This window comes from uncultured Aquimarina sp., from assembly GCF_947492405.1.
Classification (GTDB): domain Bacteria; phylum Bacteroidota; class Bacteroidia; order Flavobacteriales; family Flavobacteriaceae; genus Aquimarina.
Window position 1 is genome coordinate 443,308 of sequence record NZ_CANLMP010000003.1, and the last position, 13,169, is coordinate 456,476.

At 32.7% G+C, this 13,169-nt stretch carries 11 protein-coding genes and 1 other RNA gene; 6 read left to right on the plus strand and 6 right to left on the minus strand.

Features of this window, described 5'->3' with window-relative positions:
* Nucleotides 1–60 precede the first annotated feature (60 nt).
* Nucleotides 61–594, plus strand: coding sequence for an OmpH family outer membrane protein (locus Q0829_RS13495; RefSeq protein WP_298543729.1), 534 nt, complete (start codon nt 61–63; stop codon nt 592–594).
* 198 nt (nt 595–792) lie between these two features.
* On the opposite strand, the gene ssrA is transcribed toward Q0829_RS13495, so the two are convergent.
* Nucleotides 793–1,190, minus strand: a transfer-messenger RNA (tmRNA) gene (gene ssrA / locus Q0829_RS13500).
* A 188-nt stretch (nt 1,191–1,378) separates the two neighbouring features.
* Here ssrA and Q0829_RS13505 point away from each other — a divergent pair.
* From Q0829_RS13505 to Q0829_RS13520, 4 genes are all read left to right on the plus strand, one after another.
* Nucleotides 1,379–2,587 carry an NAD(P)-dependent oxidoreductase gene (locus Q0829_RS13505; protein ID WP_298543731.1) on the plus strand — a complete coding sequence of 403 codons (1,209 nt, stop codon included), beginning with the start codon at nt 1,379–1,381 and terminating at the stop codon, nt 2,585–2,587.
* 28 nt (nt 2,588–2,615) lie between these two features.
* Nucleotides 2,616–3,437 (plus strand): orotidine-5'-phosphate decarboxylase, encoded by an 822-nt coding sequence (pyrF, locus tag Q0829_RS13510; RefSeq protein ID WP_298543734.1) that lies wholly within the window; start codon nt 2,616–2,618, stop codon nt 3,435–3,437.
* A 352-nt stretch (nt 3,438–3,789) separates the two neighbouring features.
* The gene (locus tag Q0829_RS13515; RefSeq protein ID WP_298543736.1) at nt 3,790–4,581 is read left to right on the plus strand and encodes an ABC transporter substrate-binding protein; all 792 of its coding nucleotides are present in this window, start codon (nt 3,790–3,792) and stop codon (nt 4,579–4,581) included.
* A gap of 82 nt (nt 4,582–4,663) precedes the next feature.
* On the plus strand, nt 4,664–5,449 hold the full coding sequence (locus Q0829_RS13520) for an alpha/beta hydrolase (protein ID WP_298543739.1): 786 nt from the start codon (nt 4,664–4,666) through the stop codon (nt 5,447–5,449).
* Between the two features lie 6 nt (nt 5,450–5,455).
* Here the strand turns inward: Q0829_RS13520 and Q0829_RS13525 are convergent, their stop codons facing one another.
* From Q0829_RS13525 to Q0829_RS13540, 4 genes are all read right to left on the minus strand, one after another.
* Nucleotides 5,456–5,629, minus strand: a complete 174-nt coding sequence (locus Q0829_RS13525) for a Lacal_2735 family protein (RefSeq protein WP_298543741.1) — start codon at nt 5,627–5,629, stop codon at nt 5,456–5,458.
* A gap of 148 nt (nt 5,630–5,777) precedes the next feature.
* Nucleotides 5,778–7,142, minus strand: coding sequence for a RagB/SusD family nutrient uptake outer membrane protein (locus tag Q0829_RS13530; RefSeq protein WP_298543744.1), 1,365 nt, complete (start codon nt 7,140–7,142; stop codon nt 5,778–5,780).
* A gap of 47 nt (nt 7,143–7,189) precedes the next feature.
* Nucleotides 7,190–10,204, minus strand: a complete 3,015-nt coding sequence (locus Q0829_RS13535; RefSeq protein ID WP_298543747.1) for a TonB-dependent receptor — start codon at nt 10,202–10,204, stop codon at nt 7,190–7,192.
* 275 nt (nt 10,205–10,479) lie between these two features.
* Nucleotides 10,480–11,199 (minus strand): DUF4197 domain-containing protein, encoded by a 720-nt coding sequence (locus Q0829_RS13540; protein WP_298543749.1) that lies wholly within the window; start codon nt 11,197–11,199, stop codon nt 10,480–10,482.
* A gap of 36 nt (nt 11,200–11,235) precedes the next feature.
* On the opposite strand from Q0829_RS13540, the gene Q0829_RS13545 reads away from it, so the two are divergent.
* Nucleotides 11,236–12,192, plus strand: a complete 957-nt coding sequence (locus tag Q0829_RS13545; protein ID WP_298543752.1) for an MBL fold metallo-hydrolase — start codon at nt 11,236–11,238, stop codon at nt 12,190–12,192.
* On the opposite strand, the gene purU is transcribed toward Q0829_RS13545, so the two are convergent.
* Entirely contained in the window at nt 12,187–13,041 is an 855-nt protein-coding gene (purU, locus tag Q0829_RS13550; RefSeq protein WP_298543754.1) for a formyltetrahydrofolate deformylase, read from the minus strand. The genes Q0829_RS13545 and purU overlap by 6 nt on opposite strands.
* Nucleotides 13,042–13,169 lie beyond the last annotated feature (128 nt).

Here is a 13,169-nt window from a genome sequence, read left to right on the forward strand (position 1 = left end):
AATATTAGAATACGTCTATACGGTGAAAGCTTCATAAATCAAAAAACTAAAATCAACATTATGATCAAAATCATCAAATCTCTTAAAGATTTAAAAATCAGTTTACTTCTTGTTTTTATTCTCATTTTTGCAACATCTGCTATGGTAGATACCCAAACAAAAGTTGCACATATAGCTTCTCAAGAACTTGTAGAAGCAATGCCAGAATTTATAGCGGCAAAACGTGAAATTGAAAAACTAAATAAAACCTATGAAACAGAAATTAAGGCAATGGTTTTGGAGTATCAAAATACAATAAAAAAATTCACACAGGAAGCTGAACAAAAAACTAAAGAAGAAAATATAAAAAGACAATCTGAGCTTCAAGCTACAGAACAAAGTATTAATTCATATAGAGAAAATGCAGCTAGAGATTTACAAACTAAACAAACAGATTTGCTAAAACCTATAACAGAAAAAGCAAGGGTAGCTATTCAAAAAGTAGCAAGATCAAAAGGGTTTAATTATGTTTTTGATAGCACTCTGGGAACAGGAATGATTATGGCTGATGGAATGGATCTTATGAGTGATGTAAAAAAAGAATTAGGGATATAAAGGCAGATTATATTGTCTATATTTTATATTATAATTCTAAAACTCCCATAATCATTAGTGATATGGGAGTTTTTTGTGGAGTCGGAGACGATCGAGCGTTAAAAAATCATCCAGTGGATGACTTTAGTGAAGAGGCGGGCTTGCCGCGCGGAGGAATCCCGCGACTGCACAAAAAAACCACCCGAAGGTGGTTTTTGAAGGTGGAGTCGGAGGGATTCGAACCCTCGTCCAAACAAGTAATACAATAGCTTTCTACACGCTTAGTTTTTGTTTAGATTTTCGTGGGATTGCCGGCCAAAAACCGCCAACGCACCCCTTATTCTCAATTAATTTCAAAACTATATCAAGATCCTATAGTTTCTAGGTCTACTTTTACGATACTCAAAACCAAACGCCATAAACCAAGGCTTTTGAAGAGTATCCTGCTTGCTCACCTAGTGAGCCGAGGCATTATCCTACTATAATTCGGATTATGCAGCTAGGGCGTAGTTATTCTCGCCGTTTAAAAAAGGTGAAACATGATATTTACGAGCTATATCCCAGCGCTCGACGTGCTTACCACTCTATTAATCTCGCTGTCAAAACCAGTCGACCCCTTTAATGAGATAGTAAATCTTCGATTTTCGTAATCGAATTAAATCCCGAACTTGTTTCGGGAACTTTTTAATACTATATCTAGTTACTTATTCATAATTCTGAATTCAGAATTATGGTGGGCAAAGATAATCATATTTGTCATATCTTAGCCGCGCTTTTACATAAACAAAATATATACCAAAACTATATGACTACATTCGGAATTATCAAAGAGCGTAAAAACCCGCCAGATCGTCGGGTAGTCTTTTCCCCAAAGGGACTTAGTAACACCGTGACTAAATTTCCTGAGGCTTCTTTTAAAGTAGAAAGTTCTGATATTAGAATTTTTAAAGATGAAGATTATACAACTGCAGGTTTTGAAGTTGCTAATGATCTTTCTGATTGTGAGGTATTGCTTGGTGTAAAAGAAGTCCCAATAGATGCATTAATTCCGAATAAAAAATATTTTTTCTTTTCGCATACCATCAAAAAACAACCCTATAATAGAAAATTACTTAATGCAATCCTTGATAAAAACATCGAGTTGTATGATCACGAAGTGATTGTTAACCAAAAAGGGTTTAGATTAATCGGTTTTGGGCGATATGCTGGCATTGTTGGTGCCTATAATGGTTTTAGAGCTTTGGGTATGAAGAATGATAGTTTTCAGCTTCCTAAAGCAGAAACCTTACTAGATCAAAAAGCATTAGAATCAGAGTTATCTAAGATTAATTTACCAAATATAAAGATTGTGCTTACCGGAAAAGGTAAAGTAGGTTGTGGAGCCAAAGAAATTTTGGATGCAATGAAAATTAAAGAAGTTTCTGTCGATGATTACCTAACCATTACTTTTAATGAGCCAGTCTATACACAGATTGATGTGTTGGATTATAACAAGCGTAAGGATGGTCAGGTGATTGACAAAAGTGATTTTTATAACAATCCACAAGAATATATTAGTGATTTTATGAGATTTGCTAAAGTTAGTGATATGTATATCGCTGGTCATTTTTTTGGAGATGGAGCTCCTTTTATTTATACCAGAGAAGACGCGAAATCATCAGACTTTAATATTAAGGTAGTGGCGGATGTTTCTTGTGATATTGACGGCCCTGTAGCTACTACAATCAGACCGTCTACTATTGCGGACCCTATTTACGGATACCACCCGGATAGAGAGGAAGAAGTGGATTTTAAAGATCCAGAAGCTGTAGTCGTGATGGCAGTAGATAATTTACCTTGTGAGTTACCTAAGGATGCTAGTGAAGGTTTTGGAGATATGTTTTTGGAACACGTGATTCCTGCATTTTTTAATAACGATGTAGATGGAGTTTTAGAACGTGCAAGAATGACACAATATGGTAAATTGACAGCTGGATATGCCTATCTACAGGACTATGTAGATGGAAAAGAATAGTTTTATACAACACAAATTATAGTAGAAAATGACAACTCAGGAACTTGTAGATCAAATATGGAAAAAGAAATCCTTTTTATGCGTAGGGCTGGATGTAGACCTCACTAAAATTCCGAAGCATTTATTAGAAGAAGAAGATCCAATTTTTGAGTTCAATAAAAAAATTATTGATGCTACACACCATCTGGCTGTAGCATATAAGCCGAATACTGCTTTTTATGAAGCATATGGATTGAAGGGGTGGGAATCTTTAGAAAAGACCATTAAGTACCTAAATACAAACTATCCAGAGATATTTACTATCGCCGATGCAAAACGAGGAGATATTGGTAATACAAGTGCCATGTATGCTAAAGCTTTTTTTGAGGATTTAGAATTTGATTCTATCACTGTAGCTCCTTATATGGGTAAGGATTCTATAGAACCATTTTTAGCATTTAAGGGAAAGCATACGATTATGTTAGCGCTTACTTCTAATCAAGGTGCTTTTGATTTTCAAACTAAAAATGTTGATGGAAGAGAATTGTACAAGCAAGTATTAGAAACCTCTAAAGGTTGGCAAAATTCAAAGAACTTAATGTATGTAGTAGGAGCAACAAAAGCAGAATATCTGGCAGATATCAGAAAGATTATTCCAGATAGCTTTTTATTAGTTCCAGGAGTTGGTGCCCAAGGTGGAAACCTGCAAGATGTATGCAAATATGGAATTAATGATCAAATTGGATTGTTAATCAATTCATCACGAGGAATCATATATGCTTCAAACGGACTGGATTTTGATATAGTTGCAAGAGAAAAAGCAAAGGAACTTCAGCAACAAATGGAAGAAATTTTAAAAGTTAAAAAATAAAAAAAGGAAGCTGAACGTATACTCAGTTTCCTTTTTTCTTTTTAATCAATAACTTAGAGAAAACAATCTCTCTACGAATGATTAAAAAAATTAACGTCTATTAGCTTTAAACACTTGTTTCGCATATCCCACAAGTCCATATGTGATAAAAAATACAACCAGTGATAAAAAACCATAGAAAATAATGTTAAGTAATACTGAATCCATAGCCCCAAAATTTTTAAATTAATATTCTTTCCTACAATATAAGAGGTATTTGTAGGAATTCCTAATTTTAAAACACTAATTATTAGGAGTTTATGATTTTTTTATGATTACAGAATAACTTCAGGAATACACTTAAGAAAAAAGTATGATATATACAGATCAATTAGGTAGAGATATTAGGATAACTTCGACTCCTATGCGTATTATCTCCTTAGTTCCATCTCAAACGGAACTTCTGGTTGCAATGGGTTTATCAAATTGTATAGTAGGTGTTACTAAGTTTTGTGTACATCCGAAAACTATAAGAAAAGAAAAGAGTGTGATTGGTGGAACTAAGAATATTCATCTAGATAAAATCCGTGAATTAGATCCTGATATTATTTTATGTAATAAAGAAGAGAATACAAAAGAGATTGTTGAAACATTGCAAGAAGAGTATACAGTTCATGTGTCAGATATAAGTACTGTAGAAGAATCTTTAGAGTTGATTGATCAGTATGGTAAGATTTTTAATAAGACTAGTCAAGCTGCAACACTAGTTTCTAAAATTAGGTTAGAGTTACGAGATTTTTTAGAATTTGTAAAGGATAAACCCAAAAAAAAAATAGCTTATTTTATTTGGCGTAAACCTTGGATGGTGGCAGGTAAAGGAACATTTATTCATCATTTGTTAGGGATTAATGGATTTATAAATATGTTTGGTCATCAGGATCGATATCCAGAAATTTCTGAAGAACAATTGCCAAAATTAAAAGGTCTTGATCTTATTCTATTATCATCAGAACCATTTCCCTTTTCTGAAACACATAAGAATGAAGTAATAAAAATGCTTCCAGATGCTAAAGTGATTTTAGTAGATGGAGAGTATTTTTCTTGGTATGGTTCCAGATTAGCAGAAGCATTTGTCTACTTCAGAACACTTCACCAGTCCAGTTGAAAGAGTTGAACAATACATTAAATACTGTTAATCCTACTTATAGTGAATTATAAGTCATTATCTTTACTCAGTTAATTATTATATGCTTAACTATTCTATATATCATCATCCTGAAAATACTTATTGGGTAACTTTTGTTCACGGGGCAGGAGGGAGTTCTTCTATTTGGTTTAAACAAGTTAGAGAGTTTAGAAAACACTATAATGTGCTGCTACTCGATTTAAGAGGACACGGTAATTCTAAACCTGCTATTAAAGATGCTTTTAGTTCTAAATATACCTTTGATTCAATTACAGAAGATATAGTGGAGGTTATTAATAAAGAACAAATAGCTTCATCACATTTTATAGGGATCTCTTTGGGTACTATATTGATTCGAAACCTTGCAGAAAAGTATCCTGATCGTGTGGATAGTATGATTATGGGTGGTGCTATTATGAAACTAAATCTTAGGTCTCAGGTATTGATGAGATTGGGCGTCGTATTTAAATCGGTAATTCCTTATATGTTTTTGTATAAGTTTTTTGCTTTTATTATTATGCCCAAAAAAAATCATAAGCAATCCAGGTTACTTTTTGCTAATGAGGCAAAGAAATTATATCAAAAGGAATTTGTACGATGGTTTAGGTTAACTTCTGAGATTAATCCTTTACTTCGTTTTTTTAGGGATAAGGATATTAAAATACCTACACTTTATGTGATGGGTGAAGAAGACTATTTATTTTTACCATCTATAAAAAAAGTAGTGTCTATCCACGAGTTTTCTAATCTTTTCGTAGTTAAGAATTCGGGACATGTTGTTAATGTGGAACAACCAGAAATTTTTAATGAAGAATCACTTTCGTTTTTAAATCAACTTTCCGTTTAATAGCGGTTAAGAACGATGTTCTATTTTTTTAATTTCGGTTAAAATTTTGTTTGCTTCCTCGTGTAAGAGATCACTTTTTTCTTTATCCTTAATAGCAATATTGTATGCATTTTTCATTAATCTGCAGTATCGCTTTCGTAGTTTTTGAAGATCAGTTTTGTCTTTAAACCAATAAAACATTTCCTTTTCTTTTTTGTACAAAAGTATTAGATGTGATTCAATTAGGTTCTTAAGAGGTCGTTAAGGTTATCTAATAGTATATTAAAAAGGGTAGTATAATTTTCACTCATACTACCCTTTTATAACTTTTATTAAATGAGATTATATTTTAGTATCCATCGTTTTGTGGCAAAAGGTTTGGATTTACGTTTATTTCTCTTTGTGGAATTGGCAGCACCAATCGACTATCATCAAAAGGTAATGATGCTATAGGGATTTCTAATCTTTTAAAATCGTGTAGTTTATGCCCTTCAAATGCTAATTCTTTCAATCTTTCCAGAATGATATCTACATATGTTAAATCAGTTAATAGAAAAGCATTAGATCTAAATCGCACTGTGTTAACATCGTTTATAGGGTCTGTTCCTACTGCTGTACCTAGAATAAAATTAGACTCGGCCCTTATAAGGTGCATTTCTGGTAATCGAATAAAAGGAATGTTTGCATTACCAAAAATCCATTTGAATGATGCAATACCAGATCCAGTTTCGTTATCAATGTAAAAATAACCAGCTCTCGAATCATTAAAATCATCAAAAATCCCAAAAAAAGCGTCTTCGATCGATATATCAGGATTTCCTGGTCTTCCTCCGAATCTGTCGGTAGCCCAAAATGTATTCATACTGTTAGCTCCGTCTGAATCTGTTACTTGCCAAGCAAAAATATCTTCTGTGGAGTTATCATCATTGTTGTATGCATCATCAAGTGTTGCTGTTATTAAGAATCTTCCTGATTGAATTACTTCATTAGATAAATCTCTGGCAGCTTCATAATTACCTATTTGTAATTGTATTCTTGCTAATAAGGCTTTAGCTGCATTTGCAGAAGCAAAAACACCATTTGTTTCAGGTAATAGTGCAATCGCATCTTCTAAGTCATTGATAATAAAATCATATACTTCGCCAATTGTATTTCTTGATGGATACGTAATATCATCAAATGTAATTACCGGAGTTCTCATAATAGGAACCCCTGGTTCTCCATCATTAATTCTATCATTATTATGTTTAGAGAAAAAACGCAATAAATCAAAATAGGTGACAGCTCTTAAAAATTTGGCTTGACCTTCTACAGAGTTTTTAGTATCAAGATTTTCAAAAACATCTAGGTTGTCCAAAACAATGTTAGCCTGATTGCTTATGTCATATCCATTTAACCATAAACTAGCTACAAAAGTATTATTGGTATTAATTACTTTAGTGTTAAATTCTCCAGGATCAGAAAATGTTCCGTTCCATTTCAGTTCTTCATCATTAGCTAATAGTTCGGCTATTGTATATATCTGACCACCATAACTTGCAGCTTGCCCTGCTTGAGCATAGGCTCCAACAAGAATATTAGTCACTTTTGTTGGTGTATCAAATGCATCTTCAGTAGTTAATGCTTGATTTGGGTCAATGTCTAACTGATTTTCACAACTTACAGAGACTATAGAAAGAGTGAATACTAGTACTATTTTTATATATGTTTTCATTTTTTTTTACTTTAAGGTTTTAGTATTAAATTTTAAAAATCGAATTTTTAGAATTCAATATTTATTCCCAGTGTATATGTTTTTGCAGGAGGAGCCGAGTAAAAGGAAGTACCAGTTCTTACACCAGAATTACCATTAAAATCTGCTGTAGATTCCGGGTCATATCCTTCATAATCAGTAATCGTTAATAAGTTAAGACCGCTAAAATAGAACCTTACTTTTTCCATATAAAACTTTTTAGAGTACGTAGGATTAATGGTGTATCCTAGTGTGATATTTCTTAGTCTTATAAAATCTGCTTCTTCTAGGTAACGAGTAGAATCTGCTTGACCATTCTCTTGATTTAACCTTGCCTGAGGCACATCAGTTATATCTCCAGGATTTTGCCATCTTTCTAATTGATCTACTGTCTGATTGTCTAAGAATTTACCATTTCCGGAAGTGAACTTACCTGCTTGATCAAAAATTGAAGCTCCAAACTCTCCTTGAAAAACAAATTGAAAATCTAAGCCTTTTATTTTTAAAGTATTTGTAAATCCAATTTGATAATCAGGAAATGGATCTCCTGTAACGATTTTATTAGCTTTAGCTACGCTGTTAGTCAACGTTTTGTCTAATGAACCGTCTTCATTTACCGTATTAGCGTAGAATAATGCATCTCCATTAGCCGGATCAACACCTGCATATTCGTAAAGATAAAAAGAAGAAACAGCTTCACCTTTTCTGATGATATTCACACCGTCTATAATATCTCCACTTGGCAGGTCAGTAACTTCATTGTCATTTTTAGTAAATAATGCACCAACATTCCAGGTTAAAGATGGTTTAGAGATAATTCGAGCATTAATATTAACTTCGAATCCTTTGTTCACTATTTCACCAATGTTTCTAACGATCGATGTAAAACCAGATGTACCAGGTAGTGGTTGGTTGAATAATAAATCATTAGTGGTTTTGTTATAATAATCAAATTCTCCTGAAATAGTATTGTTGAATAATCCAAAATCTACTCCTAAGTCATATTGAGTAGTTTTTTCCCAACGTAATTCATTATCTCCTAATTGAATTGGTGATACTCCAAGTCTTTCGTTATAAGTTGTTACTCCGTAAAGATCTTTACTAGCAAAGTTTCCTATTTCTGCATTTCCCGTAATACCCCAACTACCTCTTAGTTTGAATTTATTTAAGAAGTTAGAATTAACTAAAAATCGTTCATTACTAACTACCCAAGCTGCCGATGCTGCTGGGAACCAACCAAATTGTGAATCCTCTCCGAATCTGGAAGAACCATCACGACGAATACTTAGATTGAAAAGGTATTTTTCTGCTATAGAAAAACGTGACCTAGCAAAGTATGATAAAAAGTTGTATTTGGTTTTATTAGATCCTCCATTCGTGATTAAAACTGCATTGTCTAATGTTTGTAGATCATCTGACGGAAATCCTTGCCCTATTGTAAATTGACTTTTACGATTAGTTTCTTCAAAACTTCCTCCCAGAGTAGCAGAAAAGTCTACAGAATCTCCAAAAGTTCTCTTATAACTTAGATAATTGGTTAAAATATAACGTTCTGTAATAGCATTACTAACAGTACCAACTCCTCCTGCAGATGCGAATTCGGTCAGACTTCCTGAGAATCTTTCTGCATTTTGGTTATTAGCATCATATCCAATTTCAGATTTATAACGTAAATAATCATTTATATAAAAATCACCATAAATGTTTGCCGTGGTTCTCCAGATATCTGTAACAAACCTTCCTGTTTGTTCTTGTCCAAGAAAGTTTTGAAACAATGTGGAGTTACCATCCACATTCGCCGTTCCATCTTCTAACAAAGCAGGTGTTAGTGGAGATTGAGCTATAGATTGAAGTGGAGAGATAAAAGCATTATCATTAGATAATCTATCGATGGTTACTTTAGATAGATTAATGTTTACTCCTACAGTGGATTTTTCGGTAATGTCAGCGTCTATTTTACCTCTTAAAGTATAACGATCTAACTCATTTCCTAAGATGATACCTTCCGTTTTGTTATAAGAAGTAGAAAGAAAGTATTTAATTTTTTCACCACCTCCAGATGCTGATAAGTCTATATCTTGAGTAATACCTTCTACCAATGCTAAATCTTGCCAATTAGTATCTACTTCATTGTTTCTCCAATCACGACCTAATGATAATTGATCAAATTGTGTCTCGATCTCACTTAAAGAAAGGCCACTGTTTAGTGCAGCTTCTGTATAAAACTCCACATACTCTTCCGAATCTAAAAATTCTCTTTTATTGGTAGCAAAGTTCCATCCCGATGCTGTATTTAGGGTAACTTTAGTTTTTCCTGCTTTTCCTTTTTTTGTAGTGATGATAATAACACCATTTGTTCCTCTGGCACCATATATAGCTGCTGAAGAAGCATCTTTTAGAAAATCAATAGAATCAATATCATTAGGATTAAGACCTATCAAAGGGTTAATAGGAGAGTTGTTTATAGATTCATCATCGTTAATCAATGGCACTCCATCTAATACATATAAAGGTTCCTGAGAAGCACCAATAGTAGAAATACCTCTAATCCTAACTTTAATTCCAGACTCTACTCTTCCGGAAAGTTGAGTAATTTGAACTCCGGTAACTTTACTTGTCATTAATGATTGAATACCAGGTGTGTTAACATCTGCAATATCATTAGCGCGGATACTAGATATACTAGCCGTTATTTCTTTTCTAGAAGAACTACCATATCCAATAAGGACTACCTGGTCTAAACCTTCAACATTATCTTTTAGAGTAATGTTTATTACTGTTGATCCCGAAATAACAATTTCTTTTGTTTCAAAACCAACATACGAAAATATTAAGGTGTCTCCAGAGTTAGCTTCGATAGAATAGTTTCCATCAAAATCTGTTTGAACTCCGTTACTGGTATTTTTTACTAGAATGTTTGTTCCCGGAAGTGGGATTCCTGATTGATCAATAACTGTTCCTGTTATTGTTTTCTCTTGAGCTTCAATAAGTCCAGAGCATAGAAGCATAAGCATAGCTATGCTAAGTTTGATTAAGTTTTTCATTGAGGGCGTTTTTAAATCGGCGCCAAAATTACGTTAATCCCGTAACAAAAACACCCCTACATCGCAATAACCCCCTATTAATTATGGGTTTGTATTGAGAATGTCAAAACACAATCAAGAGGTAAATTCCCTTATTCTTAGTAAATGATGAGATTGTTTGCTATTCTAGTAGCAAAACAGATAAAAGTGTGAATTTCTGTGAAAAATTAAAAAATCGTTAAAATTAATGTTTGATTCGATAAAAAGTAGGTGTTGTACGTTTATTCTGTCGTATATTATCTTCCATCCTGAAGCGCAAAAACCTTGCGTAATAAATCAGTAGTTCTAGAACTAAGTTTGGTTCTAATTTCTCCTTCTTCTACGGCAATCATAGTATACACACCACTTAAAGCTTCACTAGTTACATAGTCTGTGAGATCTGGATTTACGTTACTAGTAAAAGGAATAGCGTTGTATTTGTTTATGATATTTGACCAAACACGATCAGCTCCTACTTTGGATAGAGAGCTTTTAATAACTGGGTTAAATTTTGAATAAAGAGCTGTTTTAGTAGTACCTTTTAGATATTCTGTAGCAGCATTATTATTACCTAGTAAGATTTGTTTAACATCATTAAATGTAATCTGTTTTACTGCATTAACAAAAATAGGTGTAGCTTCTTTTACAGCATCTTCAGCCGCTCTATTAAGAACTTTAAGACCTTCATCCGCTAGATTATCAAGACCAATATCTCTTAATGATTTATCCACTTTTCGTAATTCATCCGGTAATACAATTTTTACCAACTCGTTTCTAAAAAATCCATCTTTTTGAGTAAGCTTAGTTACTTGCTTGTCAATACCTTTATCTAATGCTTGTCTAAGACCATTACCTATATCAACATTACTAAGTCCTATTGCTCCAGTGGTTTCTTGGGGAAGACTCTCTATTACTTGTTGAAGTTCGGCACAACTTGATAGTTGAAATATAACCAGTACTAAAAAAATTCTTTTCATAATTTCTTATTAGATTTGAGATGATAATGATTTAATATGAATCCAAAGTTAATTTTTTTCATACTATCTGTCTTAGTCTTTTCCTGCAAAAATAGAGAAGATCTAACAGAAATAGAGGCAAAGGTGTCTGATAATTTTGATCAATACATAACTATTTTGGGAATTGTTCAGGATGGAGGTTATCCTCATATTAATGCTACAAAGGAGTTTGAAGGTGTCAAAGAAGATAAATTCGAGAAGGAACTTGTTGTTTCTTTAGGGGTAATAGATCGACAGAAAAAAAAGAAATTTTTAATAGAAGCTACTCCAGATTTGCCTGAACAATTAGCTATGCTAGATGCAAAATATTTACATCATGATAAAATTATTGACGGAATATTCTTGACCCATGCACATATGGGACATTATACAGGTCTTATGTATTTTGGTAGAGAAGCCATGGGATCAAAAGATATTGATGTATTTGCAATGCCGAAAATGAAGTCATTTTTAGAGAATAATGGACCTTGGTCTCAATTGGTAGATTTGCAGAACATTAAAATCAATTTACTAGAAAACGAAATACCTGTTAAGATTACAGAAAATATAAAAATAACACCATTTCTTGTTCCTCATCGAGATGAGTTTTCTGAAACTGTTGGTTATAAAATTAAAGGCAACAGGAAATCAGCATTATTTATTCCTGATATTAATAAGTGGTCCTTATGGAATAAAAATATTGTTGACGAAATTAAAAAAGTAGATTATGCCTTTATTGATGCTACTTTTTTTAAAGATGGTGAGATTCCAAGACCTATGTCAGAAGTCCCTCATCCGTTTATTGAGGAAACTATTGAATTGTTTAAAAATGAACTAAAAGTGATAAAATCTAAGATTGTCTTTATTCATTTTAATCATTCAAATCCTTTAATTCATAAGGATAGCAAAAAGAGAATACAATTAGAAAAAGAAGGATATCAATTCGCAAATACTGGTGATATATTTGAACTATGAAAAAATCACCGTTTTATTATTATAAACCAATACTTTTCTCTCTAAGTGATGTTTTATAGCCCTAGATAATACTATTTTTTCCAGATCTCGTCCTTTTAGAATAAAATCGTGTACATTATGAATATGAGAAACACGTACAATTTCCTGTTCTATGATTGGCCCTTCATCAAGGTCAGAAGTAACATAATGACTGGTTGCACCAATTATTTTTACACCTCGCTCGTATGCAGAATGATATGGTCTTGCACCTGGAAAAGCTGGTAAAAACGAATGATGAATATTGATGATTTTATTAGGAAACTGATCCACAAAATTTTCAGAAAGAATTTGCATATACCTGGCTAAAACAATGAAATCTATGTTGTGTTCTTTTAGTAATGCTATTTGTTCTGCTTCAGCCTTTTCTTTATTGGATTTATTGACAGGAATGTGTTTAAATGGAATATTAAAGCTATCTGCAATCGGTTTTAGATCCAGATGATTACTAATAATTATTGGAATTTTTACCTGAAGTTCTCCGGAAGCATGTCTTCCCAGGATGTCGTATAAACAATGATCATACTTAGAAACAAAAAGCGCCATTTTAGCTTTCTTTTCAGCGTTATACATTTCCCAATGCATATTATAATTATCGGCAACTACTTTGTTGAAAGATTCTTTAAACAATGCAAGTTTTTCTTCATCTTGATCAAACTCACATTCTAATCTCATGAAAAATTCACCTAATTCTCTGTCCACGTGTTGTTCTATATACACTGTGTTTCCTTTTTTGGCTAAAATAAAATTGGTTACCGTAGCTATGATTCCTTTTTTATCCAAACAGTTAATGAGTAAGGTTGTTTTTTTCATAGATTAATTAGATTGTGGGTTCCGTTTTGAAGACATAAACTTACTATATAAGAAGGTAAATATTGTAATAATTTCTTACAAAGATGGAATGAATTCTTCGTTTTTAAATAATCTAAAGTATAAGCTTG